At 63.5% G+C, this 26,870-nt stretch carries 25 protein-coding genes, 1 other RNA gene and 1 pseudogene; 17 read left to right on the top strand and 10 right to left on the bottom strand.

The genetic code is table 11. The features are described from left to right. Positions 1-133 precede the first annotated feature (133 nt). Entirely contained in the window at positions 134-1,120 is a 987-nt protein-coding gene (gene lipA, locus WBG56_RS12885) for a lipoyl synthase (protein ID WP_424268941.1), read from the top strand. 46 nt (positions 1,121-1,166) lie between these two features. Here lipA and WBG56_RS12880 read toward each other — a convergent pair whose 3' ends face one another. Continuing rightward, positions 1,167-2,081 (bottom strand): LysR family transcriptional regulator, encoded by a 915-nt coding sequence (locus WBG56_RS12880; protein WP_424268939.1) that lies wholly within the window; start codon positions 2,079-2,081, stop codon positions 1,167-1,169. A gap of 97 nt (positions 2,082-2,178) precedes the next feature. Between WBG56_RS12880 and WBG56_RS12875 the strand changes: the two genes are divergently transcribed. Both WBG56_RS12875 and WBG56_RS12870 read left to right on the top strand, forming a co-directional pair. Further along, positions 2,179-3,057, top strand: coding sequence for a pirin family protein (locus tag WBG56_RS12875; protein WP_424268937.1), 879 nt, complete (start codon positions 2,179-2,181; stop codon positions 3,055-3,057). A gap of 75 nt (positions 3,058-3,132) precedes the next feature. Beyond that, positions 3,133-3,708 (top strand): NADPH-dependent FMN reductase, encoded by a 576-nt coding sequence (locus tag WBG56_RS12870; protein WP_424268935.1) that lies wholly within the window; start codon positions 3,133-3,135, stop codon positions 3,706-3,708. Positions 3,709-3,800: 92 nt separating this feature from the next. Here WBG56_RS12870 and WBG56_RS12865 read toward each other — a convergent pair whose 3' ends face one another. The 3 genes from WBG56_RS12865 to WBG56_RS12855 form a co-directional block, all read right to left on the bottom strand. Then, positions 3,801-4,124: a hypothetical protein gene (locus WBG56_RS12865; RefSeq protein ID WP_424268933.1), complete on the bottom strand. Its 324-nt coding sequence runs from the start codon at positions 4,122-4,124 to the stop codon at positions 3,801-3,803. A gap of 191 nt (positions 4,125-4,315) precedes the next feature. After that, positions 4,316-4,984, bottom strand: coding sequence for a dienelactone hydrolase family protein (locus WBG56_RS12860; protein WP_424268931.1), 669 nt, complete (start codon positions 4,982-4,984; stop codon positions 4,316-4,318). 100 nt (positions 4,985-5,084) lie between these two features. After that, positions 5,085-5,801 carry an outer membrane protein gene (locus WBG56_RS12855; RefSeq protein ID WP_424268929.1) on the bottom strand — a complete coding sequence of 239 codons (717 nt, stop codon included), beginning with the start codon at positions 5,799-5,801 and terminating at the stop codon, positions 5,085-5,087. 133 nt (positions 5,802-5,934) lie between these two features. Between WBG56_RS12855 and WBG56_RS12850 the strand changes: the two are divergent. Both WBG56_RS12850 and WBG56_RS12845 read left to right on the top strand, forming a co-directional pair. Next, positions 5,935-7,506: pseudogene (locus WBG56_RS12850) on the top strand (S10 family peptidase); the annotation flags it as partial. After that, positions 7,503-7,982, top strand: coding sequence for a VOC family protein (locus tag WBG56_RS12845; protein WP_424268927.1), 480 nt, complete (start codon positions 7,503-7,505; stop codon positions 7,980-7,982). The pseudogene WBG56_RS12850 and the gene WBG56_RS12845, both read left to right, overlap by 4 nt. An 8-nt stretch (positions 7,983-7,990) precedes the next feature. Here WBG56_RS12845 and WBG56_RS12840 read toward each other — a convergent pair whose 3' ends face one another. Then, complete coding sequence (locus tag WBG56_RS12840; protein ID WP_424268925.1) at positions 7,991-8,848, bottom strand: zinc-dependent peptidase; 858 nt, start codon at positions 8,846-8,848, stop codon at positions 7,991-7,993. Between the two features lie 98 nt (positions 8,849-8,946). On the opposite strand from WBG56_RS12840, the gene ssrA reads away from it, so the two are divergent. Beyond that, positions 8,947-9,311: a transfer-messenger RNA gene (gene ssrA / locus WBG56_RS12835) on the top strand. Positions 9,312-9,486: 175 nt separating this feature from the next. Here ssrA and WBG56_RS12830 read toward each other — a convergent pair. From WBG56_RS12830 to WBG56_RS12820, 3 genes are all read right to left on the bottom strand, one after another. Then, positions 9,487-9,837 (bottom strand): Spx/MgsR family RNA polymerase-binding regulatory protein, encoded by a 351-nt coding sequence (locus WBG56_RS12830; RefSeq protein WP_424268923.1) that lies wholly within the window; start codon positions 9,835-9,837, stop codon positions 9,487-9,489. 540 nt (positions 9,838-10,377) lie between these two features. Beyond that, the gene (locus WBG56_RS12825; protein ID WP_424268921.1) at positions 10,378-10,827 is read right to left on the bottom strand and encodes an acetyltransferase; all 450 of its coding nucleotides are present in this window, start codon (positions 10,825-10,827) and stop codon (positions 10,378-10,380) included. A gap of 250 nt (positions 10,828-11,077) precedes the next feature. Beyond that, a complete protein-coding gene (locus WBG56_RS12820) occupies positions 11,078-12,337 on the bottom strand; it encodes a carboxymuconolactone decarboxylase family protein (RefSeq protein WP_424268919.1) in 1,260 nt (419 codons plus the stop codon). Positions 12,338-12,537: 200 nt separating this feature from the next. Here WBG56_RS12820 and WBG56_RS12815 point away from each other — a divergent pair, with 200 nt between their 5' ends. Further along, entirely contained in the window at positions 12,538-13,455 is a 918-nt protein-coding gene (locus WBG56_RS12815) for a LysR family transcriptional regulator (protein ID WP_424268917.1), read from the top strand. A 161-nt stretch (positions 13,456-13,616) separates the two neighbouring features. Here WBG56_RS12815 and WBG56_RS12810 read toward each other — a convergent pair whose 3' ends face one another. Beyond that, complete coding sequence (locus tag WBG56_RS12810) at positions 13,617-15,191, bottom strand: winged helix-turn-helix domain-containing tetratricopeptide repeat protein (protein WP_424268915.1); 1,575 nt, start codon at positions 15,189-15,191, stop codon at positions 13,617-13,619. 311 nt (positions 15,192-15,502) lie between these two features. On the opposite strand from WBG56_RS12810, the gene WBG56_RS12805 reads away from it, so the two are divergent. From WBG56_RS12805 to WBG56_RS12780, 6 genes are read left to right on the top strand one after another with little or no spacing between them, the layout of a single operon-like run. Continuing rightward, positions 15,503-16,261, top strand: coding sequence for an SDR family oxidoreductase (locus WBG56_RS12805; RefSeq protein ID WP_424268913.1), 759 nt, complete (start codon positions 15,503-15,505; stop codon positions 16,259-16,261). Positions 16,262-16,301: 40 nt separating this feature from the next. Continuing rightward, a complete protein-coding gene (locus WBG56_RS12800; protein ID WP_424268911.1) occupies positions 16,302-16,781 on the top strand; it encodes a carboxymuconolactone decarboxylase family protein in 480 nt (159 codons plus the stop codon). 29 nt (positions 16,782-16,810) lie between these two features. Beyond that, positions 16,811-17,215 (top strand): cupin domain-containing protein, encoded by a 405-nt coding sequence (locus tag WBG56_RS12795; protein ID WP_424268909.1) that lies wholly within the window; start codon positions 16,811-16,813, stop codon positions 17,213-17,215. 52 nt (positions 17,216-17,267) lie between these two features. Further along, a complete protein-coding gene (locus WBG56_RS12790; RefSeq protein WP_424268908.1) occupies positions 17,268-18,803 on the top strand; it encodes an efflux transporter outer membrane subunit in 1,536 nt (511 codons plus the stop codon). Continuing rightward, positions 18,800-20,368, top strand: a complete 1,569-nt coding sequence (locus WBG56_RS12785; RefSeq protein WP_424268906.1) for an MFS transporter — start codon at positions 18,800-18,802, stop codon at positions 20,366-20,368. The genes WBG56_RS12790 and WBG56_RS12785 overlap by 4 nt, the downstream gene beginning before the upstream one ends. Before the next feature lie 7 nt (positions 20,369-20,375). Continuing rightward, positions 20,376-21,410, top strand: a complete 1,035-nt coding sequence (locus WBG56_RS12780) for an HlyD family secretion protein (protein WP_424268904.1) — start codon at positions 20,376-20,378, stop codon at positions 21,408-21,410. A gap of 104 nt (positions 21,411-21,514) precedes the next feature. Here WBG56_RS12780 and WBG56_RS12775 read toward each other — a convergent pair whose 3' ends face one another. Next, positions 21,515-22,210, bottom strand: coding sequence for a TetR/AcrR family transcriptional regulator (locus WBG56_RS12775; protein ID WP_424268902.1), 696 nt, complete (start codon positions 22,208-22,210; stop codon positions 21,515-21,517). Positions 22,211-22,333: 123 nt separating this feature from the next. On the opposite strand from WBG56_RS12775, the gene WBG56_RS12770 reads away from it, so the two are divergent. The 4 genes from WBG56_RS12770 to WBG56_RS12755 all read left to right on the top strand — a co-directional run bounded on the left by WBG56_RS12770 (position 22,334) and on the right by WBG56_RS12755 (position 26,725). Next, a complete protein-coding gene (locus tag WBG56_RS12770; RefSeq protein WP_424268900.1) occupies positions 22,334-22,753 on the top strand; it encodes a VOC family protein in 420 nt (139 codons plus the stop codon). A 79-nt stretch (positions 22,754-22,832) separates the two neighbouring features. Continuing rightward, positions 22,833-24,281 (top strand): DHA2 family efflux MFS transporter permease subunit, encoded by a 1,449-nt coding sequence (locus tag WBG56_RS12765; protein ID WP_424268898.1) that lies wholly within the window; start codon positions 22,833-22,835, stop codon positions 24,279-24,281. A 10-nt stretch (positions 24,282-24,291) separates the two neighbouring features. Continuing rightward, positions 24,292-24,858 carry a cysteine hydrolase family protein gene (locus WBG56_RS12760; protein WP_424268896.1) on the top strand — a complete coding sequence of 189 codons (567 nt, stop codon included), beginning with the start codon at positions 24,292-24,294 and terminating at the stop codon, positions 24,856-24,858. Between the two features lie 154 nt (positions 24,859-25,012). After that, positions 25,013-26,725, top strand: a complete 1,713-nt coding sequence (locus WBG56_RS12755; RefSeq protein ID WP_424268894.1) for a SulP family inorganic anion transporter — start codon at positions 25,013-25,015, stop codon at positions 26,723-26,725. Positions 26,726-26,870: the final 145 nt, after the last annotated feature.

The following is a 26,870-nucleotide window of genomic DNA, read 5'->3' as shown; positions in this document are numbered from 1 at the left end:
GCATGGGCGCCAGTATACCGACCCCGCGGGGTGTCGGGGAATCGCCGGCCGGCGTCCCGCTGCATGGTACTATCGCCGCAGGCGTGCGCCGGGGCTGACGCGCGTCCGAATTTCATTTTGCACAGGTTTCCCCATGACGACTGAAGTCCCCCTCATCCGCGCCCGTTCGGGATCCAAATTCATCAGTCCGCAAGGTACCCGCGCCGTCAAGGACGGCATGCGGCCCAGCGAACTCACTGAAATCCCCGATTCCGCCCCCAAGCCTGCGTGGTTGCGGGTGCGGGTGCCGTCCGGCGCCCGCTACCAGGAAGTCCGCCAGATCGTCGAAACCCATAAACTGAATACCGTCTGCGCCGAATCCAAATGCCCGAACATCGCCGAATGCTGGGGGCGCGGCACGGCGACCCTGATGCTGATGGGGTCGGTCTGCACGCGGGCCTGCAAATTCTGCGCGGTCAGCACCGGCAATCCCCACGGCTGGCTGGATCACGACGAGCCCGTCAGCGTGGCTGACGCCGTGGCCCTGATGCAGCTGAAATACGTGGTGCTGACGTCCGTGGACCGCGATGATCTGCTGGATGGCGGCGCGGGGCACTACGCGGCCTGTATCCGGGCCATCCACGATCGTTCGCCGCAGACGGCGGTCGAGGCCCTGACACCGGATTTCCGGGGCGATCATGGCTGTATCGAGACCATCCTGGATGCCGGCTTGACGACTTTTGCCCAGAATGTCGAAACCGTCGAACGTCTGACGCACGTCGTGCGCGATGCCCGGGCCGGCTATGGGCAGACGCTGGATGTCCTGGCGCACGCAAAGGCGTATGCCCCGCACACCCTGACCAAGACCAGCATGATGCTGGGCCTGGGGGAAACCGACGAGGAAATCGAACAGGCCATGGATGACATCCGCGCGGCCAATGTCGATATCCTGACCTTCGGCCAGTATATGCGGCCCACGGCCAACCACCTGCCGGTGCGCCGCTTCGTGACGCCCGATGAATTCCGCGCCTACCGCGACCTGGGGCTGTCCAAAGGCTTTCGCGAGGTCGTGTCCGGCGCGCTGGTGCGTTCCAGCTACCGGGCCGAACAGGTCCTGGAAAAGGAAAACGTCGGCCTCTGAAGGCATGGCCGCCGGGGTGCCGGCGGCCCATGGCCCGGATGCGCGTTCACGCCGGGGACGGCGGATTCACGGACAGTCCGGATGTCCGCACCAACTGCGCCAGCACGTCGGCCAGCTCCCGGCAGGCCGGGCCCGGAAAGTCCGGCCGCGCGAATATACGGTACAGCATGGCGTAGCGGTGCCGGCCTTCGGTCAGGGGCAGGGGCAGCAGGCGCCCGTCGGCCAGCTCGTCGCGGATGCGCAGTTCCGGGTACCAGGCGAATCCCAGTCCGGCGCAGGCCGCCTGGATGGAACTGGACGGATGGCTGAAGGTCCAGCGTTGTTCCGCATCCAGCCAGCCGGCGCTTTGGCGCCGCGACCCCGAATCCCGGATGACCAGTTGCCGATGCTGGCGCAGATCGGCCCATGCCAGCGGCCGTCCCAGGGCGTGCAATGCGTGCGCGGGCGCAGCCACTGCCACGAAGCGGATCTGCAGCAGCGGCTCGCCGCTGAAGCCTTGCGGGATGCGCGGGGTGATGACCAGATCGGCTTCGCGCCGCAACAGGGCATCGTCCGTGCCGCTGAGCACGGTTTCGAGGATCTCGATCCGGGTGGCCGCGCAGTCCGGGCTGAAAATGGCCAGGGCCTGCAGCAGCAGCCAGTCGGGAAATAGCGCATCGACCGCCACGCGCAGCAGGGCTTCGCGGCCTTGGGCCAACTGGCGGGCGGAGGATTCCAGCCCTTGGGCGTGCTCCACCAGCAAGCGTGCGCGCTGCAGCAGGATCTGCCCTGCCGCGGTAGGCACGGCGCGGCGGCCTTCCTGGCGAAAGACGCGCAGCGCCAGTTGCTCTTCGAGGCGCTGGATCGCATAACTGATCGAGGATTGGCTTTTACCCAGGGCTTCGGCCGCCTGGGCGTAGCCGCCGTGGTCCACCACGGCGATCAGCGCCTGCCAGTAGGTGATCGGGATGATGTCTGACATATCTAATTTATAGATCAAAAAGTTGATATTTTTCCGATTGTTTATCGAATTATATGATTCATAATGACATTCATCAGATTTCAATACGGAGCTGACCATGTCTACACGAGCCATCACCCGGATCCTGCCTGCCCAAGCGACTCAGGACGGGGCAGGGGTGCGGCTGTTGCGTGCCGTGGGCTATCAGCATCAAGTGCGGATGGATCCCTTCCTGATGCTGGATGCCTTTTCGTCCGATGATCCCGATGATTACATCGCCGGCTTTCCGCCGCATCCGCATCGCGGCTTCGAAACCGTCACCTACATCGTGGATGGCCACATGCGTCATCGCGACCACCTGGGCAACGAGGGCGATCTGCGGGCCGGCGGCGTGCAGTGGATGACGGCCGGGCGCGGCATCATCCACGAAGAAATGCCGCAACAGGAAAACGGCCTGCTGCGCGGTTTCCAGATCTGGCTGAACCTGCCTGCGGCGGAAAAAATGCAGCCGGCCCACTACCGGGACATTCCCGCGGCCGACATCACGACCGCCGATCTGCCGGAGGGCGGTTTCATCAAGCTGATCGCCGGAACCGTCCCCTGGGCCACCTGCCCGCTGAAGGGGCCGGGCCAGGGGGCGGCGGCGTCCGCGACGCAGCCGTTGATCGCCGACATCTGCGTGATGGCGGGGCAGTCGGTCGATATTCCCGTTCCTGCTTCGCACCAGGCGCTGCTGTATGTGTTTGAAGGCGAGTTCGAGGCCGGCGACCAGGCCGTGCCGTCCGGCCATACCGTCTGGTATGGCCCGCAGGGCGATGTGGTGCGCGTGGCTCCAGCTGCCGGCTCGGCTGCTGGCGTGCGAGTCCTGTTGCTGGCGGGCAAGCCTTTGAACGAACCCATTGCCCAGTATGGGCCGTTCGTGATGAATACCCAGCAGGAGATCGAGCAGGCCCTGCGCGATTACCGGGACGGGGTGCTGGCGCAGCCGGCAGCCTGAACCCGTGGATTTTCATGATGTTTTTTGGTCCGCGCATTGCGTGCGGACCCGTGTTGACCAATTTCAGGAGTCAGTATGTCTATTCGTGTCCTCGCCATCGGCGGCAGTCTGCGCCAGGGTTCCTACAACAATCTGTTGCTCAAGCAGGCGCAGCGCCAGGCCCCCCAGGGCGTGAGCATTGAAATCGCGGATTTGTCCGACGTGCCTCTGTATAACGGCGATGTGCAGGCGCAGGGTTTCCCGGCGTCCGTGCTGAGGATCGCCGAGCAGGCGGCGCAGGCCGATGCGTTCCTGATTGCCACGCCCGAATACAACTACTCGATTCCGGGCGTGCTGAAAAACGCCATTGACTGGTTGTCTCGTGTGCCCGGCGCTCCGTTTCAGGGCAAGCCGGCGGCGATTGCCAGCGCGTCCATGGGGGGCATGGGCGGCTCGCGCGCCCAGTATCACCTGCGCCAGGTGCTGGTCTTTCTGGACGTGCATCCCTTGAACAAGCCGGAATTGTTCATTTCCGCAGCGCATGACAAGTTCGCCGCCGATGGCGAGCTGACGGATGCGGCGTCGCGCGAAGGCCTGGACGGTCTGCTGACCGCCCTGGTCGCCCATACCCGTCGTCTGCGGGCCAGCGACGCGGTGGCCGAGGCCGCCTGAGGCAGCCGTGACGGCGGTCCGGAAGGACCGCCGCAGGAGCGGTATGCATGTAAAAAGGCGGGCGCCCTGTGGCGCCCGCCTTTTTACCGCTGTCAGTCGTCCCAGTCGCGGCCCCGGTGGCCGCGATTGTGTTTCCAGCCCTTTTTCCAGTACTTCCGGTCATGGCGCTCGTAGTGTCCCCGATCCACCCAGCCCTGGCGATAGCCGGGTCCGGGCACATAAACGGGTTCAGGGACTACGACGACGCGCGGCCGGTGATAGTAACGGGGCGGAGGAGGCGGGTAGTAGGCCGGGCCGCCCCAGATCACGCCGGGGACCCCGATGGAAATCCCCACGTCGATGTCGCCCGCCTGGGCCGCTGGCCCCGCCGCCAGTGCGCCGGCCAGCAAAGCGGCCATGATGATGCCTTTTTTCATTGGTTTTCTCCTGCCAATTCGTGACACCGATTGTGGCGGAAGCGGCGGGGCCAATGGTGAATACCTTGCGCAGAGTCGCTTCAAAAGGCTACCGGAGCGCATGTTTGACGCCGATCGGGAACAAATCTTCACGCTTGTTGCCGCTGTCTGTGGCCATTTTGGTGGGCCGGTAGCCGGCGAGGGCGCGGTATTCAGGCGTGGCGGGCAAAAAATTCCAGTGTGCGTTCCCAGGCCAGTCCGGCTGCTTCCGGCCGATAGGCCGGCGTGGCGTCGCGTCCGAACGAATGACCGGCATCCGCATAGACGTGCACTTCCACATTCGGCTGGGCGGCTCGGATCTGGTCCACGTCGGAGAGCGGGATCGAGTGATCCTGGCCGCCGAAGTGCATCTGCACCGGAATGCGGGCCGCGTCCCGGGCGTGTCCGGCGATGCCGCCCCCATGCCAGCAGGATGCCGCCGCGAAGGTGTCGCTCAGGCACGCCATGCGCCAGGACAGGTAGCCGCCCCAGCAATAGCCGGTCAGCAGCTTGACGGACTGGCCTTGCAGCGCCGCGGCGGCGGCCTCGATGTCCAGGCGGGCCGTGTCGTCGGCGATGGCCTTTTTGTAGCCCAGGCCGCGCTGGACGTCTTCCGGGCTGTAGCCCAGTTGCAGGCCGGTCTCGGGCGCGGTCCGGCGATCGAACAACGATGGGCAGATCGCCCGGTAGCCCTGGGCGGCGTAGCGGTCCACCACGCTGCGGATGTACGGATTGATGCCGAAGATTTCCGGCAGCACCACCACGCCGGCGCGGGCATTGTCGGGGCCATTGAGATAGGCCGTCAGGGTGTGGCCATCGCTGGCCGTCAAAATCGTGTCCATGGTCAGACTCCAGGATCGGAAAGAGGGGGATCCGTCCGATCGTACCGCATGCGCGGAGGCGGCGCGGATCAGGGACGAAGGGCGCCGCGGCGCGAGCGTGTCAGAATCTCGCTCCCACGGAGGCACTCAGGCCGGTGCGCCATACGTCGTCGATTTCGTAGGGGGTGATGCGTGTGACGCCGAGGTTGCCGCTCCTCGTCTCTCCGGTGCGAAACCCGCCCAGGTAGGTCACTGACGCATCCAGCCCGACCATCGTGTTCCGTGTCACTGCGTATCGCAACCCGATTCCGAGCCGAGCCGCGGGACTGGTCCGAGTGCCATCCGCCACGTCGCTCAGGAAAAACGACGTCGCCTTATCGCGTTCGACTACGTTGGAAAAGGAGTTGAATGCGGCTCCGAGCCCAGCCGTGGCCCTGAGGGTGGTGGCGCTCGTCAGCGGGATTGCGTATCCGACATTGGCCAGAACCGTGTGACTGAGCGCGTCGCCGGAGAATCGGGATGCGACGCCGATGGCTGGGAATTCCGCATTCCAGCGAACGTCGCTGTGGGCATATTGATAGCTGAGGAAAAGAGACCAGGCCGGGTCGAGTTGATAGCCTGCGTCTATTCCGATGCCTGCCGTATTCTGGAATTTCACGTCCTTGACCACGCCGCCTCCGGCGAAATCCGCCCCGCCGTCCGCAGTGTCGGAGGATCCTTGCGTCATTCCGGCCGAGATGTGCACGTCGGTGAAAAACCCCGGTTCCTGGGCGAAGCCGGATCCGGGAATGAGGGCCGAGAGGATCAACGCAGAAAGCCGAGCCCGTGAAAATGGCATGAGAAATCCTTGAAGTATCGAGCCGATTATATGTGTAAGCACTCTTTGCCGTGCTTGTTCCATCCCTGGGTCGGGCAGTTAAATGACGAAGATGGAGGGGGGCGATCCAGGCGCATGCAGGGGGTGCGATATGAAAGACCAACCCTATTTCGATCCGGTGGCCTACGGCAATGGTCCGGATGATTTCGTGACGGATGCGACGGAGCACGCCGCAGTGACGCATCATCAACTGCGTCTGAACGGCCGGACACTGGCCTACACGGCGCGGGCCGGCCATCTGGTCGCCGTGGACGCAGGCAGCTCGCGCCCCAGCGCGAAGATCTTCTACGTCGCCTTCACGCTGGACGGCGATGCGGCGCACGAGCGGCCGGTCACGTTTTTCTACAACGGCGGCCCCGGATCGTCGTCGGTGTTCGTGCTGCTGGGCTCGTTCGCGCCCCGGCGCATCCGGACGTCCATGCCCGATTTCACGCCGCCCGCGCCCTATACCCTGGAAGACAACACGGACAGCCTGCTCGACAGAAGCGATCTGGTGTTCATCAATCCGGTCGGAACCGGGTATTCCGCAGCCATCGCGCCGGGGAAGAATCGCGAGTTCTGGGGCGTGGATCAGGATGTCGCATCGCTGAAGCAGTTCATCAAGCGCTACCTGACCGCTTACGACCGCTGGAACTTGCCCAAGTTCCTGTTCGGCGAATCCTACGGCACGGCCCGCAGCGCCGCGCTGTCCTATGCCTTGCACGAGGACGGCGTGGATCTGAACGGCGTAACCCTGCAGTCGTCGATCCTGGACTACGCGCGCGCCGGCGATCCCGTCGGGGCGCTGCCGACCGCTGCGGCGGACGCCTGGTATCACCACAAGCTGGGCCTGCGCCCCGCGCCGGGCGAGCTTCCCGCCCTGGCTCGGGCAGTCTGCGCCTTTGCTCAGGGCGACTTCAGCCAGGCCTTGCACGCTTATCCCGATGTGGCGGCGGCCACGCTGGAGCGGCTGAGCCAGTACACGGGGATCGACAAGCCGACGCTCATGTCCTGGCGCCTGGACGTCGCCGCCGGAGACGGCGAGGGCCGCACCCTGTTCCTGATCCGGCTCCTGCATGATCAGGGCCTGGCGCTGGGTGCGTACGACGGCCGGGTGAAAGGGGTCGACACGGGAATCGCCCGCCATATTTCGCCCAACTCGGGGGGCAACGATCCGGCGATGACGGCCGTATCGGGCGTGTACACGGCCATGTGGCATCACTATCTGAACGACGAACTGAAGTTCACGTCAGATTCGGCCTTCACGGATCTCAACGATCAGGCATTCCAGTACTGGGACTTTCATCATGTGGACCCCACCGGGGCGCAGAAGGGCGTGGATTCCCAGGGAAACGTCATCCTGTACACGGCCGGCGACCTGGCGGCGACGATGAGCCTGAACGTGGACCTGAAGGTGTTGTCCGCCAACGGCTATTACGATTTCGTCACACCGTTCTTCCAGACGGAGCGGGACCTGCGGGACATGCCCCTGGCCAGCGCGCCGCTGCGCAAGAACCTGACGACGCGCTGCTATCCGTCCGGACACATGATCTACCTGGATGGCGGGTCGCGCACGGCGTTGAAGGCCGACCTGGCCGCCATGATGGATGCCGCCGTCGCCGACCGCAAGGCGGTCGCCCGCATCCGGACGCTGCAGGAGCAGCATGCGAGAAGGAGCAGGACATGAGCAGCAAAAATACGGTCTGTCTCTGGTTCGACGGCGCGGCCCTGGAAGCGGCCCGGTTCTATGCGGAGGTGTTTCCCGACTGTGCCGTGGGCGACATCGTGCGTGCTCCCGGAGACTACCCTTCCGGCAAGGAGGGCGACGTCCTGACGGTCGAATTCAGCGTCATGGGCATTCCCTGCCTGGGCCTGAATGGCGGCCCGGTGTTCAGTCACAACGAATCTTTCTCGTTCCAGGTAGCGACGGAGGACCAGGCTGAAACGGATCGCCTGTGGGAGGCCATCGTCGGGAACGGCGGCCGGGAAAGCGCCTGCGGCTGGTGCAAGGATCGATGGGGCATATCCTGGCAGATCACGCCCCGGGTGCTGACGGCCGCGCTGAAGGACCCGGATCGCGCGGCAGCCAGGCGTGTCTTCACGGCGATGATGGACATGGTCAAGATCGATGTCGCTGCCATCGAACGAGCCTGGAAGGGATGAGGGCCGTCTCAGGCCCCCTGCGCGCCGGCGCCTTCCAGGCGCCGCAGGGGATCCTGCCGGTAGTACTGCGTCAGCAAACCGTACCAGTCCGGCCATGCGGCGGCCATGGCCCAGGGCTCGATGAAAAAGCTTTCTGAACTGACCGCGAAGAATTCCGCCGGATCCTGGGCCGCGTAGGGATCCAGCGGCAGCTCCACGTACCATGCGGCGGCTTCGTCGGATTCCGGGTCCACGTCGGGCGGGATGGCAGCTTCGATCTCGTCGAGCCACCCGTTGAAATCGTCGAAGGTCGCGTCCAGCACTTCGTGCCAGCGGCGCACGTTCAGGTCCCGGTGCGCATGCAATCCCGGCACGCCATCCGCGCCGCCCGCGCGCTGGTCGAGTTTGTGGGCGAACTCGTGGATCACCACGTTCGCCCGCGCGTCCGCCCCGGCGCGGGCATCTTCCCAGGACAGGATCACCGGGCCGCCTTCCCAGGATTCCCCGGAAGTTTCCTGGACGTATTCATGCACCACGCCTGCCTCGTCGGTCTCCGTGCGCGGCACCAGGAAGCCGCCTGGATACACCACGATCTGCGTCCAGCCCCGGTACAGGGACGTGTCCAGCCCAAGAATCGGCAGGGCGGCCTGGACCGCGATCGAGCGGCGCATGTCCGGCGTCACCCGCATGCCATGGGCGCCGTGGAAGGACTTGTTCGCCAGGATCCAGGCGGTGTGCCGACGCAGCGTCTCGGCGTCCTGCCCGTCCAGGCCGAGCAGGAAATCGTGCTGCAGCAGCAGCCGCGGCCAGACCCGCTCGTCCAGCGATGCCAGGGCCTGATCGAATTCCCGGTCGCGGGCATCGCGCCCGGTCAGCCAGCGCAGCATGGCGGGCTCCAGGGCGGGGCGGGGGAGCGGGGAAGCATTCTCATGGGACCCGATTGTAATTTCATTGCCCGGAAAATGCCGGTACAATAGAGGGTCCTGGGGCCGATTTGGCTTCGACGTGGGTCACAAAACAGGATAGTGCATACCGAGCACCAGTTCGCTCGTAAATCCACTGGAAAACTACAAACGCCAACGACGAGCGTTTCGCTCTGGCCGCTTAAGCGGTGAGCCGCTGCACCGATCTGTCCCTGGGTCGGGTGGGGTAAAACCTACAGCAGCGTCACTTACAGGGAATCGGATTCGACCAGGTCACTGGGTCGGTTCTTAAATCAGTGTGAATCGCTGCGGAAGGGCCTGTCGTCCGGCATGATCCAAGGCTAAAACTTAAAATAGGCCGACTAAGTATGTAGAGCTACTTGCGGAGGGCTTGCGGACGGGGGTTCAATTCCCCCCGGCTCCACCAGCTACCAGGATCCCAGCCTTGATCGGCTGGGATTTTTTTTGCCCGAAGCCCCGCGCTGATCGCGGCTTCCTGGCTTTGCCACGGCCATTCCGCTCTCCGGCAATCCCATCGCCTGCAGGGCTGGCCAGAATGGCATCCCGAGTGTTCGCGAGGGCCTGGCGGTTCGCTACTGCGCTCAAAGCCCGAAAATCGTTGCGTAGCGCTCGGGTTTGAAACCGACTTCAATGCCGTGCGGCGTCGTCAGCACCGGGCGCTTGATCATCGTCGGCTCTGCGACCATCAGGTCGATCGCTCGGGCTTCATCCAGGCCGTCGCGAGCCGCTTCAGGCAGGGCACGGAACGTCTTGCTCGCCTTGTTCAGCACCTTGTCGAGCCCTGCTTCGGCAACCCATGCCGCGACTTCGGCGCGGGTGATGCCCTCGACGCGATAATCGTGGAATGTGAAATCAACGCCCTGCGCACCAAGCCATGTGAAGGCCTTCTTCATCGTGTCGCAGTTCTTGATGCCGTAGATGGTAACCGTCATGTTGGATTGCTCATTTTTGGGGTGTGGGCCTTTTTTTGGACGGCTTAAGTAGACAGCAAGCCTGGTGCGTGAGTAGGCAGCAAGCCTAGTGCATGACGATACCCGATGGGACTGCGACTGGCCAGTGAGATCATGAGCCGGCGCTCGTTGTGCCGGTGAATCTAGGTGTCGATCAGCGGGTTTTTGGGATGCTCATTGTGTGCGATCGCCTGACTCGGCTGCGTAGTCGTCGGCCCGGTTGGCATGGTGGTGGGGCGTGAGGGCCGCGCGGACCTGATGGATCTGGCTGCGCGAGATCGTGGGGTACCCCGGGAAACAGGGTGGTAAAAAATCAGCCAACAGGCGCGAGAGGCACGCCGGTGCTGGCTGTTGGGGGTAGTGGCAAGGGGATTTACACAGGGCTGTCCACAGGAACTGTGGATGCCTGTTCATGACCACAAGCCGACGCACAGCCGGACACACGGATGGTAGTGGAGACACCCCTGATCCCATCCGATCGGCATGTGAGTGTCCGCTTTGGTCGTCTGTAGCCGCGGCGGCCTACTTTTCCAGCTGGCCTGGGTAACGCAGATGGATCAGGGGATAAGGTCGCCCCTGTGAATCCACCTCCGAACGTCCGGTTTCGACGAATCCCATCCGTTGATAAAAGCCAACCGCTTGAGAGTTCTGCATGTTGACATCCGTAGTCAAGGTCCCATGCAGCGATAGTCCATGCTGCAGCAATTGGCGACCGATACCGTTTCCACGGACATTGGGATCGATGAAGAGCGCCTCCATATGTGTCCCATCGATCAGCATGAAGCCATGGGGATTGTCATTTTCATCGACTGCGACAGTCACTGGTGCATGGGGCAGAAAACCGCACACTTCGGCATCAATGGCCTTTCGATCTTCGATGCTGAGAAAGTGATGGGTGGCGTCCACGGAGCGCCGCCAAAGGTCAACGAGAGCGGGGCCATCTTCAGGACGTGATCTGCGCAGTGTGTACATGGCAACCTTCAAAAGAGTCCAGGTTTAGGTGAAGTATGCCTGTTCATACCTGCAAAGTCGTCGCTGCACCTGCTGATGGTGCTGAACGCCAGCTTTGGGTCGAAAGCCGTCTTTGAAACTGTCCGTTTCTGACCCAAAGCCGACGTAGACCGCTCCCGGAACCGGTGATCGAATCGGGGCAAGGCCGACATTCAGGCAATTAGAGCGTCTACTTCGGTCTTCTACAGTCAGTAGGCGGCTCGTGCGCCCCTTAGGTCTGGGCGTCATCGGTGCGCTTTCTGAATTCCTCGCCGATGACACGCATGCTTTCCTCGACTGCGGGATATCCGCGATAGGGAAGGACGTTCAGGAGCGTTTCGACGATTTCCGCCCGCGTCGCGCCCGCCGTCAGCGCCGCATTTGCATGGACCCGCAGCGGCGTCTCCGTCGCTTTGCTTCCCACTGCCGCGAGCGCCGAGCATGTGGCAAGCTCGCGCGTCTTCGCGTCGAGCCCGACACGGCTGAAGATGTCGCCGTAGGAGTGCTCGACGATTGCGCGGCCGATATCTGGGGCCAAGTCATTGAAGCTGTTGACCACGGCCTCGCCCGCCTGGGCAGAAGTCCTGGCAAGTGTCGCCAATCCGCGTTCCCTGCGAGTCTTGCGAGTTTCGGAGACGATCACATTCGCGCTTGCGCGGCCACCTGCCCCTTCTTTCTCTTTCCGCTCCGGCTTCGTGAAGGCGGCGTCCGCAACCCCAAGGGCATTGAGAGCGCTGGGAAACCCGGCATAGACAGCCAGTTGCATCAGGGCTTCGGTGATCTCGGTGCGGGACAGGCCCGAGTCGAGTCCGGCTTCGATATAAAGGCCAAGCAGATCGCTGCGATTGCCGGCTGCCGCGAGCATCGAGATGATCGCGATCTGTCTCGCCTTTGGATTGAGTCCCTCGCGAGCGAAGATCTCACCGAACGCGAACTCGACCGACCAGCGGGCGAGCTCGGGTGAAGTGCTTTCCAGCTTTTCCACGTACGCCTCCGGATTGGCCATCAAGCCGTCGAGCACCTCGAGACCCCGCTGATATCGCGCAGTGCCATCGTCGGACACCGGGGCAATCGGATCGAAATCCAGACGGCGCTCCTGAAAGATCCCGCGAACGATGCCCACGGCGTTGATCGAGACCGGAAACCCCAGGATGGCAATCGCCAGGAACAGCATTTCGACCAGTTCTGCCGGTTCGCCGCCGGCATTGAGGAAGCCGGTCATGTGATATTTCAGTTGCGCTTGCACGCTGCCATGGGCCATCAGCGCGGCAACGGTGGCAATCTGGCGAAGGCGTAGGTCCAGCCCCGGCCGCGACAGGATGTCTCCATAGGCAAATTCAACGGTGAATCGTGCCAAATCCGGGGCAACCTGAGCCAGACGGTTAACGGGGATATCGTAGCCCGCGCCACCGATCCTCTTCAGCACCTCGATACCCCGGGTAAAACGTTCTGCACTGGTCTCGCCAGCGGAAACGCCCAAGAGGGCCGTCATGCCTGTCTGATCCATAGATCCATTCATCTGTGTTTTTCCTTCGGCTGCTGCCAGCGTTCCAGTTGCGGTGTTCTTTTACAGAAAGTCCCCATGCTTGCACGTATCCACGTCTGATTTGCTCCCTATCGAAATCAGCAGAACGGAGCATACGGGCAGGAAGATGCAATGGGCAAAGACCAAATTCGTGATACCTTTTCTGCATGAGGATACGAATCGATCTGCGCCAAATGGAGTGTTTCGTCGCAGTGGCGGAGGAAGGCACCTTCCGCGCTGCGGCCGAACGACTGCACATGTCGCAGCCGCCGCTAAGCCGCCAGATCAAACAACTCGAGAGCGAACTCGGGGTGGCACTGCTCAGTCGCGATTCGTCGGGCGCGGTACTCACGACGGCGGGCCGCGCATTCCTGAAGGGGGCCCGGAAGACGCTGCTTCAGGCCGCAGAGGCGATCGAAATCGCACGACGGCATTCAAAGGGAACGCCTCGGCAACTCAGGGTCGGTTACACCAAGGTCTTCGACCCGGAGGTCTTTCCTTCCCTCGAGCCTGCCTTCGAGAAAGCGGTTCCTGGTGGGTCGCTGGTTTTCGTTGCCGCTATTTCGGTCGAGCTCATCCGGCGCCTGCGGCGTGGCGCGCTCGATGTCGCCTTGATCGGACTGCCCAGCGCAACGGGGGAGTTGGTGGTTGAACCGCTGCACAAAGAGCCGCTGGTCGCGGTAATCCCCGCACAGCATCCGCTCGCGCGGCATAAAGTCCTGTCGATCGCGCAGTTGAGTGACCAACCCGTGTTCTGGCCGCAGCGCCGAACAAATCCCGGATTCTTCGATCACTACGAGGAAGTGTTCGCGAGGCTCGGGCATGCGCCGAGTCGCAGACTGACGGAACCCGCGGATCACCACCTCCTGTTGGCCGAAGTGGCAAACGGACGGGGCATTGGCTTCATACCAAAGTCGATGACGAAGATGCGGCGCGCCGGTGCGACTTTCAGGCCACTCAAGGAAAGGGAATTCTGGATCGGATTTGGCCTCGCCTACAGGGATGCGCAACACGCATCAGAGTTGGATGCGTTGTTACGCATCGCGCGGCGCAAAATGGCGTTGCTCCTTCCGGGCGCGGAATAGCCACGGCCGTGTCGTTCGTCCTGTGTCGCTTCTGGTGCCGGGGCTGCGCCCAGTGGACCGCCTAGGATAACCGTGTGCCGGATAAGGAAGGCGCCGTGTGCTGGTGCGCCGCCACAAGGCTGGCATCGAGTCGAATGCCCGCTGTATGCCATCCGGATTCGCTAATCCTTGAACCCCGCCTTCGCCAAGCCGTCCGACAACAGCGCAAGGTCGTCGTGATTTTGAAGCGGCAGCCAGTCGGTCAGTTTGTCCAGGCTCAGCGTGGGGGCGATTTCCTGCAGCCGCGCAACGCTTCGGTGGGCTTCCTTCCGTTTGCCCAGCATGGCGTAGCTGGCGGCAAGGACAATTTGACCGGCTATCAGGTTTGGCATGCTGAGCGTTGCTTTTTCCGCCCAGATGTTCGACTCTGGAAAGTCACCCATGAAATAGTGCGCGATGGCCATGCCGACGTGCATTCGGTAAAGCTCCGGATCCACCGGACTTAAACGCATGGCCCGCGTGAAATGCGCGATGGCCTGCTCGGCTTGCCCATGCAGCAAATGGCAAAATGCGCCCAGAAACCAGGCGGCGGACAGATTGGGATTCAAGGCTTGCGCCTGGTTCAACAGCGCGATGCTCTCGACCATATCGCCCGTCAGGTGAGCAAGCGCATGCCCGCTGCGCGCCAAGGCGACCGCGTCGTACTTTCCCAGTTCGATGGCGCGTCGAGCCAGTTGCGCCCCTTCGGCCGTTTCCGCTGGAAGATCCTGCATCCAGCCATTGATCTTGCGCCAGCAGTAGCACCAAGCCGCCATCGCATAGGCCGAAGCGAAGTCGGCGTCTTGTTCGAACGCATGGCGGAACATCGGCAGCGCTGCGTCGATTCCGTCGTGGGTGCCGCGGTGCAGTTGGCCCATGCCGCGCAGATAGTAATCGTAGGCGTTCAGGCTTTCCGTGGGCTTGTACCGTGTGCGGGCGATTTCCGCCTGTTCCAATTGGGGGGCGATGACGCCGACGACGCTGTCGGCAATGTCATCCTGGAATTCGAAAAGGTTGTTGAGCACTCCTTCGAAGCGTCCTGCCCAGTGGGTAGCGCCGGTTGTCGCATCGACCAACTGACCCGTAATGCGTACCCGGCCCTGGGCCTGGCGCCAGCTTCCTTCGAGGATGTAGCGAGCGCCCAATTCCCGCCCGATCTGCTTCACGTCCACGTTGCGGTTCTTGTAGGTGAAACTCGAATTGCGGGCGATGACCAGCAGCCAGCGGTACTGGGACAACACGGTGATTACCTCTTCGATCACGCCATCGGCCAGGTAATCCTGGTTCGGGTCCCCGCTCAGGTTGACGAAAGGCATGACTGCGATCGAAGGCTTGCCGGGAATCTCCGGATTCGAGTTTTGCGAACCGGGCGATGGGCCGACATTGTCGCTGGATGGGGGTGTGGCCTGACGTTCGCTGAGGTCGGCCACGAATCGGAATCCCAGGCGGGGCACCGTCTTGATGACGCGCTGTCGTCGGCCATCGTCGCCGATGGCGGCACGCGCGGCATTGACGTGGCTGGCGATGGTGGAGTCGGAAACGATCCTCCCAGACCACACCGTGTCGATCAGTTCATCCCGGCTGACCACGCGATTGCGGTGGGTCGCCAGGTGCACCAATAAATTGAACACCTTGGGCGTGGTGGCTACCGGTTCAGAGGCGCGACGCAGGTCGCGGCGCTCCAGGTCCAGACAGCAGTCGGCAAAAAGCCATTGCATTCAAGCCTCCTCAAGGGGTGGCGCGCGGCCTGGCCGGAGGCATCGGGCGCCTCGGGGTTCCATACAAGAAATTCTGGACAGAAATACAAGATGTTCGCAAAGCGGGCTCCATGACCTGAAAAGACAATGACAGTCATTCAGGAACCAGAACGAGACGGGCGGAAAGCAGGCGCCGTGCTTCGGGATGGGATGCGTGATGAGCAATGCGGCAGTTCGCTGGATGCGCGAATGCGTGCGGCGTGAAAGCTTGTTCGGACGTTTCCTGATGCTGCTGGAGGCCTGTCGTCCTCCGCATTTCAAGGAAAAGTATCATGAAAATTGTCGTTATTGGTGGTGGCGGCCTGATTGGTTCGAATGTTGTCGCTCGGCTCATGGGGGATGGTCATGAGGTGGTGGCGGCATCGCCGAAGACCGGGGTCGACGTGATTACGGGGCGGGGGCTGAGCGAGGCGCTTGATGGCGCCCAGGTGGTCGTCGATGTCGCCAACGCGCCATCTTTCGATGATGCGGCGGTCATGGCCTTTTTTGATACGGCTGGCCGCAATCTGCTGGCCGCCGAACAGACGGCCGGCGTCGAGCATCATCTCGCGCTTTCCGTCGTGGGGACCGACCGGCTCCAGGGCAGCGGCTACTTTCGTGCGAAGGCCGTGCAGGAAGAGTTGATCAAGGCATCGCGCGTGCCGTACACGCTGCTGCGCGCCACCCAGTTTTTCGAGTTCATCGGCAGCATCATCGACGCCGGTTCCCAAGGCGATGCGGTGCACCTGTCGCCCGCGCTTATTCAGCCCATCGCTGCCGATGATGTTGCTTCTGAGCTGGCGGACCTTACCGTTGGCGTGCCGTTGAACGGCACCGTCGAGGTGGCCGGTCAGGATCGTTTTCCCCTGGATGAACTCGCGCGCAAGTTCCTGGCGGCGAGAAAGGACTCCAGGCCCGTGGTGGCCGATGCCCGCTGCCGCTATTTTGGCAGCGAACTGGATGACCGGACACTGATCCCCATGGGCGATAGATATCGCGTCGGCCCGACGCACTTCCATACCTGGCTCAGCCGCTCTGTCGCGCGGAGCTAGTCAGTTGCGTTCCACCCACGTATCACAGAAAGGAGAAGTCATGATGCCCCGCATTGATTACCAAAAACAATCCCCGGAACTCTTCAAGAAGTTCGTCGAGTTCAGCCTGGCGCTCCGCAAATCCACTGTCGAGGTGGCCATACGCCATCTGGTCGATGTGCGAGCCTCTCAACTCAACGGTTGTGCGTTCTGCCTCGATATGCATGTCAAGGAGGCCACGATCGATCATGAACGCCCGCTGCGCCTGCATCATGTTGCCGCATGGCGGGAGTCGGGCTTGTTCACGCCACGCGAGCGTGCCGCGCTGGCCTGGACCGAGGCATTGACCCGCCTTTCTCCGGAAGGCGTGAGCGACGATATCTACGATCACGCGCTGACCCAGTTTTCCGAGCAGGAGCTGTCCGATCTGACCTTCCACGTCATGTCGATCAACGCGTGGAACCGGCTCAACGTCGCCTTCCGTATTCCGCCTGGTATCTACGACAAGGCTTTTGGTGTGGACAAGTCGGGCCTGGCCTGAGCGCCGATAGCGATAAAAGGAGAATCATCATGCGTATCTTCACATGCCTGGCAGCGGCGCTGCTGCTGTCGATGAATGTCATGCCAGCAGTGGCGCACGAGTCCCCGGAGGCTCAGGTCACGCCGTTATTGACCAAGGCATTGCAGGATTTTCCGGGCAAAGAGGTCGAGATCATTACGGTCGACTATCCGCCCGGCAGCGTCGACCCGGTGCACCGCCATTTCGCGCATGCTTTTGTCTATGTGTTGAAGGGTTCCATCGTCATGGGGGTGCGCGGCGGCAAGAATGTGACTTTGACGCCGGGGCAGACGTTCTACGAGGGGCCGGACGACGTCCATACAGTCGGGCGCAACGCCAGCCAGACCGAGCCTGCGAGATTCGTGGTGTTCCTGTTGAAAGATGCCGGTGCGCCGATTCTGACGCCCGTGGATTGATCCCCACGCTCAGTGCGCCGCTATGAGAAGAAGCAACGAAATATCGCCCTCGATGACCCGGCAGTCCCGGTTTCTGCAGATTGCGTATCGGGCCGGTTTGGCGTCTTGTGTGGCTGTGCTGCTTGGCTGCACGGTAGGCCCCGATTTTGTGGGGCCCGCCGATGGGCTTGCCGCGGTTCAGCTATCGCCCAGAGCGGATTATGCCCAGGCGCCGGAGACCTCCTCGGAGAATGTTCCGGTGTCCTGGTGGGCGCTGTTCAATGATCCCGTGCTCTCGGACCTGGAGTCCCGCGCGCAGGCCGGCAATCTGGATTTGCAGGTCGCATCCGAGCGGATAGAGCAAAGCCGCGCCCGATTGGGGATTGCCTCATCCGCGATGCTGCCGAGCGTCGGGGGCTCGGCAAGCTATTCCCGCGAGGCAATCAGCGAGCATGGAAAGTTCGCCGCGCTGGGGGCTCCGACGAACGCCGGCGATTTCTGGCAATTGGGATTCGATGCCAGTTGGGAACTCGACTTGTGGGGCAGGGCGCGGCGATTGCGCGAGAGCGCCGCAGCGACGTTCGAGGCGACGAGGTATGAACGCGAAGCCGCACGGGTGACTGTGTCCGCCGAGGTGGCGCGTATCTATCTCCAGCTGCGCGGAACGCAGGCGCAACTGGATATCGCCCGGCAGAACCTGGGGATCGCCGATCGCACACTCGGCCTTGTCGAAAGCCGTGAGCGCAACGGGGTCGCCACGCGTTTTGAAACGTCCTCGGCACGCGCGCAATTGGCGGGGATCAAGGCGATGGTGCCTGAATTGACCCAGCGCCGCAACGCGCTGATGAACGCGCTTGCTCTGTTGTTGGGCAAAGAACCCCGCGCCCTCGATGCGCAATTGATGGAAGCCATGCCGCTGCCTTCGCTGCCCACGAATGTGCCGGTCGGCTTGCCTTCGGAGCTGGCGCACAGGCGGCCGGATATTCTGCGCGCGGAGGCGCGGCTTCATGCCGCGACGGCCGCCATCGGCGCGGCTAAGGCCGACTTCTACCCGCGCATCGGCCTGCGGGGAGGCATAGGGCTTCAAGCCTTGGATTTCAATGATCTGGGCAGTTGGGATTCAAGGTTCTTTTCCGTCGGTCCCACGGTTTACCTGCCCATCTTCCAGGGAGGGCGGCTGAAGCAACGGTTGATCCTGAGTGAAGCTCGGCAGAAGACGGCCGCCATCGCGTATCGGCAGACAGTGCTTCGGGCCTGGCATGAGGTCGACAACGCCTTGGACGCCTGGGCCGCGCAGCAGAACCGGCATGCCGAGCTGCTCGTTTCGTTTGCGCAGAACGAACAGGCGTTGCGGGCCGCCGAGCAAGGATATAAAGAAGGCGCCGCCGACTATCTGGGCGTCCTGGCTGCGCAGCGCGGCACGCTCGCCAGTCAGACACGCCTCAACGACAGCGCCACCAAGGCGGCGCTGGCCTTGGTCAATCTTTTCAAATCACTGGGCGGCGGCTGGGAACCGGACGCGCTGGCCGCTGCCGCCCAATCATCCTCCGACAGCCTGCCCCAGAGCGCCGGACGATTGGCCGCCTCAACGTCCGAGGCCACTCCATGAGCGCCGCCGTGCTGCCGCCAAGGCCCGCATCGCCGGCCGCGGCCCCGGCGGTTTCCGCGAACCGCCTGCTGGTCGGCTTGGCCGGTATCTTGATCGCCGCGATGATGGCGGGGCTGAACAACCGAGTGGGGGCTTTGGCGCTGGCGGACGTGCGCGGTGCGCTGGGCTTCGGCATGGACGATGCTTCCTGGTTGACGACCGCCTACAACGTAGGGGAAGTGCTCGCCATGCCTTTCTCCGCCTGGTTCGCCATTACGCTGTCCGTGCGTCGTTTCGAGCTGTGGATGATCGGGGTGTGCTCCTTGCTGGCCGCGTGTCTTCCGTTCATCCATGACCTGGGTTTGCTGCTGACCATCCGTTTTCTGCAAGGCATCGCCAGCGGGACGATGATTCCGGTGCTGATGATGGCGGCGCTGAAGTTCCTGACGCCGGACATCCGCTTGCACGGGCTGGCGCTGTATGCGCTGACGGCGACCTTTGCCCCGAATCTTTCGATCTGGTTGGCCGGCTATTGGACGGACGGCCTGTTCGACTGGCGCTGGGTGTATTGGCAGATCCTCCCGTTCGCCGCCATCGCCGCCTTGTTGATCGGGTGGGGGTTGCCGAAAGAGCCGATCCAGAGAGATCGCTTTCCCCAGGCCGACTGGGTTGGCATGGCGTGCGGTGTGCCGGCATTTGCCTTGATTGCGATTGCCCTGGATCAGGGCGAGCGCCTGGATTGGCTCAACTCGCCGCTCATTGCCAGTTCCTTGGTGGCGGGGTCGGCTCTCTTGGGGGTTCATCTGCTGCTGGAGTGGTATCACCCGACGCCATTCATCAAGTGGCAGATGCTGGGTCGCCGCAACCTCGGGATCGGGTTCACCCTGTTTGTCGTCCTGCTGCTTGTCATGGCGTCTGGATCATTGCTGCCGATGCGCTACCTCGGCGCGCTCCAGGATTACAGGCAGCTTCAGATGGCGCCCATTGGCTTGATCGTCGCTTTGCCCCAGCTGATCCTGGGTTCTCTGGTGGCCTTATTGCTTTACCGGAAATGGGTCGATGCGCGCGTCGTGTTCGCGGGCGGCCTGCTGCTGATCGCGCTTGCGTGTTTTCTCGCGGCGCGCCTGACTTCGGACTGGAATCGCGATCAGTTCATCCTGGCGCAAACGCTGCAGGCCTTCGGTCAGCCGATGGCGGTTGTTTCGATGCTGTTCCTGTGCACCAGTGTCGTCCATCCCAGCGAGGGTTCGTATGTATCGGGCAGCATCAACACGCTGCGCGCCTTGGGATCGTTGTCGGGCGGCGCGGTCGTCGGGCATCTGTTGACCATACGGCAACGGTTCCACGCCGAAATGTTGCTGGACCATGCCGCCCTGGCAAGTCATCTGATCCCGGTCACGCAAGAACCCGCTCAATTGATGGGAGTCATCGGGCCGCAAGCATGGGTGCTCTCGATCGCGGATGCTTACCGCGTCCTGGGCGTTCTGGCGCTCCTGATGGTGCCGTTCGTCCTGTGCATGGCTCATATCCCGGCGCCGAACCTGCAGCCCCCCACCTCCCGCTCCACGTCTTCACCAGAAGGATAATTTCATCATGGCAATGCTGAAGAGGGCCAAGATCATCGGCGCGACCCTGTTGTGTGCGGCAGTGGCCGGCGCCGTCGTCTATCTCAATCGGCCGGAATCCGACGCATCGACGCAGTCAACGGACGATGCCTACCTGCAGGCCGATTTCACGGTGGTTGCGCCCCAGGTTCCGGGGGTGATCGACAAGGTGTCGGTCAAGGAAAACCAGCCGGTGCGGGCCGGAGATGTACTGGCCGTCATCGACGACCGGGATTTTGCGGCTTCCGCCGCTTTCGCGAAAGCCAAGGTCGCTGCCGCTGAAGCCAGCGTCGCCGGCCTGGCCGCGCGCCTGGCGCAACAGAAAGCCGTCATCCGGCAAGCTCAAGCAACCGTTGCGGCGGACGATGCGGGACTCAAGCTGGCGCAGGCCAACCGGCAGCGTTATCGCAACCTGGCCGCCGATGGGTCAGGCTCGGTGCAGGCCAGGCAGCAAGCGGAAGCGCAATTGGCCACCCAGATCGCCGGTCGGGAAAAGAACCGTGCGGGCCTCCAGGCCGCGCAGCAACAGACAGGTATTCTGGCAGCGGATCTGAAGAAAGCGGAAGCGGTGCTCGCCCAGGCGCGGGCGGCCTTGGCGAGCGCTGAATTGAAGCTTTCCTATACCCGGATCACGGCGCCTGTGGACGGGGTGATTGGCCAGAAATCGGTGCGTCTCGGGGCCTTCGTCAGCGCGGGGAAACCGTTGCTGGCGATCATCCCGCTCGACTCCATCTATGTCACGGCGAACTTCCGCGAAACGCAACTGGCGCGCATACAAACGGGGCAGAGGGTCGATATCGAGGTGGACGCCTTGCCGGGCGCTGTGCTGAAGGGAACTGTGGACAGTCTCGGGCCGGCAAGCGGGGTGAGTTATTCAGCGGTCGCCCCTCACAATGCCACCGGGAACTTTACGAAAATCGTTCAGCGTCTCCCCGTTCGCATTCGTATCGATCCCGATCAGCCTGAAGCCGCGAAGCTGCGTGTCGGCATGTCTGTGACGCCGACGATTTTCGTCGGTGGATGAATGGCCGGTCATGGTCTCTGTATTCGGCCTGAAATCAAGAGCGCTTTCAAATAACAGGCTGCATGATCAAAGATCGGGTGGGTGAGCCAGAGCCTTGCGCGGATCTACAACCCCCGTTCGACCATATTCAGCAAATGCTCGCCGACGGTGTGGACTTGATCGGGGGCCAGGCCGCGTAGCGGGCCGTCCAGCATCAGCATGGCCAGGCCGTGAACGGAGGACCAGGCCAGGTATTCGGCGCCGGGGCGCCGTTCCGCCGGCAGCGAGCCCGCCTTGACGAGCTCGTCCAGCGCCTTGCCCAGCAACTGGAAGGGGTTGAGCCCGCTGCGGCCTGTCTTGGCCGGATCCGTGTCGTCTTCCACGCGATCGGACACCGCGAAAGCGGTGCGGAACAGGCCGGGTTCCTTGCGCGCGAAGCTCAGGTAGCCGGCGCCGATGGCTCGTACGCTGGAGCGGGCGAACGCCGGCGCGGGAAGCCCGGAAGGCAGCCGGGCCAGTTCATCTTCCATGGCACGGGCCAGCTCGGACAAGGCCGCTGCCCGTACGGCCTGCAGCAGCGCCTCCCGGTTGGTGAAATGCCGGTAGGCGGCATTGGGCACCACGCCCACGCGCCGCGTGGCTTCCCGCAGCACGATGGCCTGCGGCCCGCCTTCCCGGGCGAGCGCCACGCCAGCTTCCAGCAGGGCGTGCTTCAGGTCGCCGTGGCGATAGGTGTCGCGCTCTTTTGGGGACCGGGTAGCGAGGGCCGCCGCCTCGCGATGCCGCGCCGGAGGGTTTTTTGTATCAGTGTTGTGCTTCATGTGGACACTGTACACCCGTTCCCTTATTATTTCAGTGGACGGTGTACACAATGAGGTGCGAACCGTTCCCGGGCTGACCGCATTTCGGCCGGCTTTCCCTGGTTTCTATCCCCCGGAGGCGTCGTGGAAATTCATCCTTATCTCATTTTCGAGGGCCGCTGCGAAGAGGCCTTGACGTACTATCATGATGCGATCGGTGCGGAAACCACGCATCTCATGCGGTTCAGGGACAATCCCGAACCGGGCGGCCCGTGCAGCGGTTCGCCCGAACATCAGGACAAGATCCTGCACGCCAGCTTCGACATCGGCGGGGCCACGGTCATGGCTTCCGACGGCATGTGTTCGGGCAAGCCGTCATTCCAGGGCGTGTCGCTGGTTCTGACCGCGCCCGACGGCGCAACCGCGGAACGCATGTTCGCGGCTCTGGGCAAGGGCGGTCAGGTGACCATGCCGCTGGACAAGACGTTCTTCGCCTCGCACTTCGGCATGGTGGCCGATAAATTCGGCGTGCACTGGATGGTCATCGTTCCCAACCCGGTCTGATCGCCTGTCTTCTCCTCCAGGGCGCCTGCATGGGCGCGCCTTGGACGCTTTCCGGTTTGCTCCGACGAAGGAATCGCCGATGGAATTTGCCGTGAATGTGCCTCGACGCTGGATCGCGCTGGCCGTGCTCTGCCTGGGCGTGTTGATGATCGTGCTCGATACGACCATCGTCAATGTCGCGTTGCCGTCCATCAGGGCGGATCTGGGATTTTCTGAGACTTCCCTGGTCTGGGTGGTCAATGCCTACATGTTGACCTTCGGCGGGTTCCTGCTGCTCGGCGGCCGCCTGGGCGATCTGTACGGCCACCGGCGCTTGTTCCTGGCCGGCCTGCTCCTGTTCACTGTGGCGTCACTGGCCTGCGGGCTGTCCGATCTTCCCCATTGGCTGATCGGGGCGCGGATCGTGCAGGGGATGGGGGGCGCCGTCGTGTCCGCCGTGGCTTTGTCGCTCATCATGGATTTGTTCCCCGACATGGCCGGGCGGGCGATGGCCATGGGGGTCTACGGCTTCGTGGGCGCCGGCGGCGGCAGCGTGGGGGTTTTGCTGGGGGGCTTCCTGACGGAAAGCCTGAGCTGGCACTGGATTTTCTTTGTGAACCTGCCCATCGGCCTGGTGGTGTACCTGCTGTCGCGGCGCCTGCTGCCCGCCGCGCACGGGCCAGTCGGCCGTGCGCGTCTCGATGTGGCCGGGGCGGTGACGGTGACGGCATCCCTGATGCTGGCGGTCTATGCCATCGTCGGCGGCAACCAGGCCGGCTGGGGCTCGGCCTGGACGCTGGGTCTGCTGGCGCTTGCGCTCGTCGCGTTCCTGGTTTTTGTGCGCATCGAAGCCCGCGCCGAGGCGCCGCTGATACCGCCGCATCTGTTCCGGTCGCGCGTGATCGTGGCGTCCAACGTCATCGGCGTGCTGTGGGCCGCTGCGATGTTCGCGTGGTTTTTCATCTCCGCCTTGTATCTGCAGCGCGTGCTGGGATACACCCCGCTTCAGGTCGGCCTGTCGTTCCTGCCGGCCAATCTGATCATGGCCGCGTTCTCCCTGGGCTTGTCCGGCATGATCGTGCTGCGTTTCGGTATCCGCCGGCCGCTCTGCCTGGGCCTGATCATGGCGGCGACGGGCCTGGCCCTGTTCGCTCGCGCGCCTGCCCAGGGCAGCTTCATGATCGATGTCCTGCCCGGCATGACGCTTCTGGGGCTGGGCGCCGGCATGGCGTTCAACCCCGTGTTGCTGGCCGCCATGAGCGATGCGGGTCCGGGCGAATCGGGCCTGGCTTCCGGCGTCGTCAATACATCGTTCATGATGGGGGGCGCGTTGGGGCTGGCGATCCTGGCCAGCCTGGCCCAGGCGCGCTCGGAAGGCCTGCTCGCCATGGGGCTCCCCGCGCAGCTTGCGCTGAATGGGGGGTATCACGGCGCGTTCATCGGCGGGGCGGTATTCGCGGCGCTGGCTGCGGGGATCGGCGCCGTGTATCTGCCCGCCACAGTGGGCGAAGCTGCCGGCCAGCCCTCGGGGTTGGCCGGCAATGGCTAGTGGATCAGCCATGGAACCTGCCTTGGAGCACGCCGCCGGCGCCGTCCTTCTGCTGATCGATCTGCAGCGGGCGATCGATCACCCAAGCTGGGGGACGAGAAAAAACCCTCAGGCGGAAGCGCGGATCGCGGGTCTGCTGGCTCACTGGAGAAGCCGGAACTGGCCGGTGTGGCATGTCCGACACGACTCGACCGAACCGGGATCCCATTACCGGCCGGGCCAGCCGGGTCACGAGTTCAAGCCTGAAACGGCCCCCGTCGCGGGCGAACCGATCATCGCGAAGCACCGGAACAGCGCGTTCATCGGCACTGATCTGGAAGCGCGCCTTCGCGCCGGGGGGCACGGCGCGCGGGTGGTGGCGGGCGTCATCACGAACAATTCCGTCGAGGCGACTGTCCGCATGGCCGGCAACCTGGGGTTCCGGACCTATCTGGCGGCGGATGGTTGCTTCACGTTCGCCAAGGCGGATTGGGGCGGGGTGTCCAGAAGCGCCGACGAGGTGCATGCGATGTTGCTGGCCAATCTGGACGCGGAATATTGCACGGTCGTTTCATCGGGGGTGTTGCTGACCCTTTAGCTGGGTAGCGCGCTGCGGGTGGTCGATGTCATAAACCCTTGGTTCCCAAGGGTTTATTTTTTTGGGTTCGTGTGTTTTCGAACAACCAACCCGGCAACTGGATGTATCATGCCGCTTGCTGCCACGTCACCCCACGGCAGTTGAAAGGATAGGTATGAACGCAGCCTCTGCCGCGAAACCCGGGTTTCGCGAACTGTACACGCCGAAGATATTCACGGTGCTCAAACAGGGCTACGGCCTGTCGAGCCTGAGGGCGGATGCGTTGTCGGGCCTGACGGTGGCGATCGTCGCGCTGCCCCTTTCCATGGCGATCGCCATTGCGTCGGGCGTGACGCCCGACCGCGGCCTGTACACCTCCATCGTCGGCGGGTTCATCGTGTCGGCCTTTGGCGGCAGCCGCTTCCAGATCGGCGGGCCGGCGGGCGCGTTCATCGTGCTGGTCGCCGCGGCGGTGGCCCAGCACGGGGTGGATGGGCTCCTGCTGGCGACTCTCCTGTCGGGCCTGATGCTGGCCGCCATCGGGCTCCTACGGCTGGGCACCTTCATCAAGTACATTCCCTATCCTGTGACCGTGGGTTTTACCGCCGGCATTGCGATCATCATCTTTGCCAGCCAGATCAGGGATCTGTTGGGCCTGCGGCTGGAACATGAGCCCGGGCCTCTGCTGCCGAAGCTGCAGGCGCTGTCGGCGGCCCTGCCGACAGCCAGCCCCATGGCGATCCTGGTGGCCGCCATCACCATCGGCGTCATCGCCATCCTGCGGCGGTACCGGCCGCACTGGCCGTCCATGCTGGTGGCGGTCGCCGCGGCTGCCGCCAGCGCCGCGTGGTTCGGCCTTCCGGTGGCGACCATAGGCACCCAGTTCGGCGGCATACCCCAGTCCTTGCCGGTTCCCCAGCTGCCCGAGATCACCTACGCGAAAGTGCTGGCCGTGCTGCCCAATGCCTTGTCCTTTACCCTGCTGGGCTGCATCGAGAGCCTGCTGTCGGCCGTCGTGGCGGATTCCATGACGGGGCGGCGGCATCGGTCCAACTGCGAACTGGTCGCACAGGGACTGGCCAATATCGCATCCCCGCTGTTCGGCGGCATTTGCGTGACGGGCAACATCGCCCGCACGGCCACGAACGTCCGCGCCGGTGCGCGCGGGCCGATTTCGGGCATGCTGCATGCCGTTTTCCTGTTGCTGTTCGTGCTGGTCGCAGCGCCGGCGGCCTCTTACATTCCCCTGGCCGCGCTGGCGGGCGTGCTGACCGTCGTGTCTTGGAATATGGTCGAAAAGCACGCATTCGCACGGCTGTTGCGGGTCTCCTGGGGGGATGCCGCCGTGCTGCTGGTCACCTTCCTGCTAGTCATCTTCCGGGATCTCAGCGAAGGGATCCTGATCGGCTTCGCCCTGAGCGCGTTCCTGTTCATGCATCGCATGGCGCGGATCGTGGCGGTGGAGCAGGTCTCCCCCTGGGCGGAGGACGACCGGTCCGACGATGCGGCGGACGATGCGGCCGGGGACGCGGAATCGGCGGCCGCCGCGGCTTCGGACATCGCGGTGATCCGCGTGACCGGGGCGTTCTTCTTTGGCGCGACTTCCGCCGTCGAAGCGGCGCTGGACCGCATCGGCGACCGGCCCAAGGCCTACGTCATCGACCTGTCGGCGGTTTCGCTGCTGGATTCCAGCGGCGTGGCCACGATCGAAGACCTGGCCCGCAAAGCCCGCCGCCGGGGCGCGGCGGTCTACCTGGTGGCGGCGACCCGGGCGGTCCGGCATACGCTGCTGCGCCACGGCATTCGCGAAACCGAGGCCCGATTCCGCAAGGACGTGGGCAGCGCCGTTGAATCCGCCCGGCTGGCGGTCTGCGCGGCGCGGCCCTGACCCGCGCCGGTATCCGGTGATGCGGGGATCGGCCAGTCCCCGCGGTTTCCCATAAGCAAATAGCCAGTGGTTCGTTTATTGCGGCGCCGCCTGAGATTACTGTTGTCGGTGATCTTCGATGAACCTATTTTCTGAGGCCGCCTCC

The organism is Castellaniella sp. (assembly GCF_049671645.1).
Classification (GTDB): Bacteria; Pseudomonadota; Gammaproteobacteria; order Burkholderiales; family Burkholderiaceae_B; genus Castellaniella.
The sequence above is the reverse complement of the archived record's forward strand: the minus strand, read 5'-3'. Positions and strand labels throughout refer to the sequence as shown.

What these genes read in the sequence shown, in the direction of transcription:
- WBG56_RS12780 (WP_424268904.1), top strand. Translation starts at nt 20,376, where the DNA reads ATGGCAATGCTGAAGAGGGCCAAGATCATCGGCGCGACCCTGTTGTGT.
- WBG56_RS12775 (WP_424268902.1), bottom strand. Translation starts at nt 22,210, where the DNA reads ATGAAGCACAACACTGATACAAAAAACCCTCCGGCGCGGCATCGCGAG.
- WBG56_RS12875 (WP_424268937.1), top strand. Translation starts at nt 2,179, where the DNA reads ATGTCTACACGAGCCATCACCCGGATCCTGCCTGCCCAAGCGACTCAG.
- WBG56_RS12825 (WP_424268921.1), bottom strand. Translation starts at nt 10,827, where the DNA reads ATGTACACACTGCGCAGATCACGTCCTGAAGATGGCCCCGCTCTCGTT.
- lipA (WP_424268941.1), top strand. Translation starts at nt 134, where the DNA reads ATGACGACTGAAGTCCCCCTCATCCGCGCCCGTTCGGGATCCAAATTC.
- WBG56_RS12845 (WP_424268927.1), top strand. Translation starts at nt 7,503, where the DNA reads ATGAGCAGCAAAAATACGGTCTGTCTCTGGTTCGACGGCGCGGCCCTG.
- WBG56_RS12795 (WP_424268909.1), top strand. Translation starts at nt 16,811, where the DNA reads ATGCGTATCTTCACATGCCTGGCAGCGGCGCTGCTGCTGTCGATGAAT.
- WBG56_RS12880 (WP_424268939.1), bottom strand. Translation starts at nt 2,081, where the DNA reads ATGTCAGACATCATCCCGATCACCTACTGGCAGGCGCTGATCGCCGTG.
- WBG56_RS12820 (WP_424268919.1), bottom strand. Translation starts at nt 12,337, where the DNA reads ATGACGGCCCTCTTGGGCGTTTCCGCTGGCGAGACCAGTGCAGAACGT.
- WBG56_RS12755 (WP_424268894.1), top strand. Translation starts at nt 25,013, where the DNA reads ATGAACGCAGCCTCTGCCGCGAAACCCGGGTTTCGCGAACTGTACACG.
- WBG56_RS12815 (WP_424268917.1), top strand. Translation starts at nt 12,538, where the DNA reads ATGAGGATACGAATCGATCTGCGCCAAATGGAGTGTTTCGTCGCAGTG.
- WBG56_RS12810 (WP_424268915.1), bottom strand. Translation starts at nt 15,191, where the DNA reads ATGCAATGGCTTTTTGCCGACTGCTGTCTGGACCTGGAGCGCCGCGAC.
- WBG56_RS12865 (WP_424268933.1), bottom strand. Translation starts at nt 4,124, where the DNA reads ATGAAAAAAGGCATCATCATGGCCGCTTTGCTGGCCGGCGCACTGGCG.
- WBG56_RS12760 (WP_424268896.1), top strand. Translation starts at nt 24,292, where the DNA reads ATGGAACCTGCCTTGGAGCACGCCGCCGGCGCCGTCCTTCTGCTGATC.
- WBG56_RS12870 (WP_424268935.1), top strand. Translation starts at nt 3,133, where the DNA reads ATGTCTATTCGTGTCCTCGCCATCGGCGGCAGTCTGCGCCAGGGTTCC.
- WBG56_RS12800 (WP_424268911.1), top strand. Translation starts at nt 16,302, where the DNA reads ATGATGCCCCGCATTGATTACCAAAAACAATCCCCGGAACTCTTCAAG.
- WBG56_RS12840 (WP_424268925.1), bottom strand. Translation starts at nt 8,848, where the DNA reads ATGCTGCGCTGGCTGACCGGGCGCGATGCCCGCGACCGGGAATTCGAT.
- WBG56_RS12790 (WP_424268908.1), top strand. Translation starts at nt 17,268, where the DNA reads ATGACCCGGCAGTCCCGGTTTCTGCAGATTGCGTATCGGGCCGGTTTG.
- WBG56_RS12765 (WP_424268898.1), top strand. Translation starts at nt 22,833, where the DNA reads ATGGAATTTGCCGTGAATGTGCCTCGACGCTGGATCGCGCTGGCCGTG.
- WBG56_RS12860 (WP_424268931.1), bottom strand. Translation starts at nt 4,984, where the DNA reads ATGGACACGATTTTGACGGCCAGCGATGGCCACACCCTGACGGCCTAT.
- WBG56_RS12855 (WP_424268929.1), bottom strand. Translation starts at nt 5,801, where the DNA reads ATGCCATTTTCACGGGCTCGGCTTTCTGCGTTGATCCTCTCGGCCCTC.
- WBG56_RS12805 (WP_424268913.1), top strand. Translation starts at nt 15,503, where the DNA reads ATGAAAATTGTCGTTATTGGTGGTGGCGGCCTGATTGGTTCGAATGTT.
- WBG56_RS12830 (WP_424268923.1), bottom strand. Translation starts at nt 9,837, where the DNA reads ATGACGGTTACCATCTACGGCATCAAGAACTGCGACACGATGAAGAAG.
- WBG56_RS12785 (WP_424268906.1), top strand. Translation starts at nt 18,800, where the DNA reads ATGAGCGCCGCCGTGCTGCCGCCAAGGCCCGCATCGCCGGCCGCGGCC.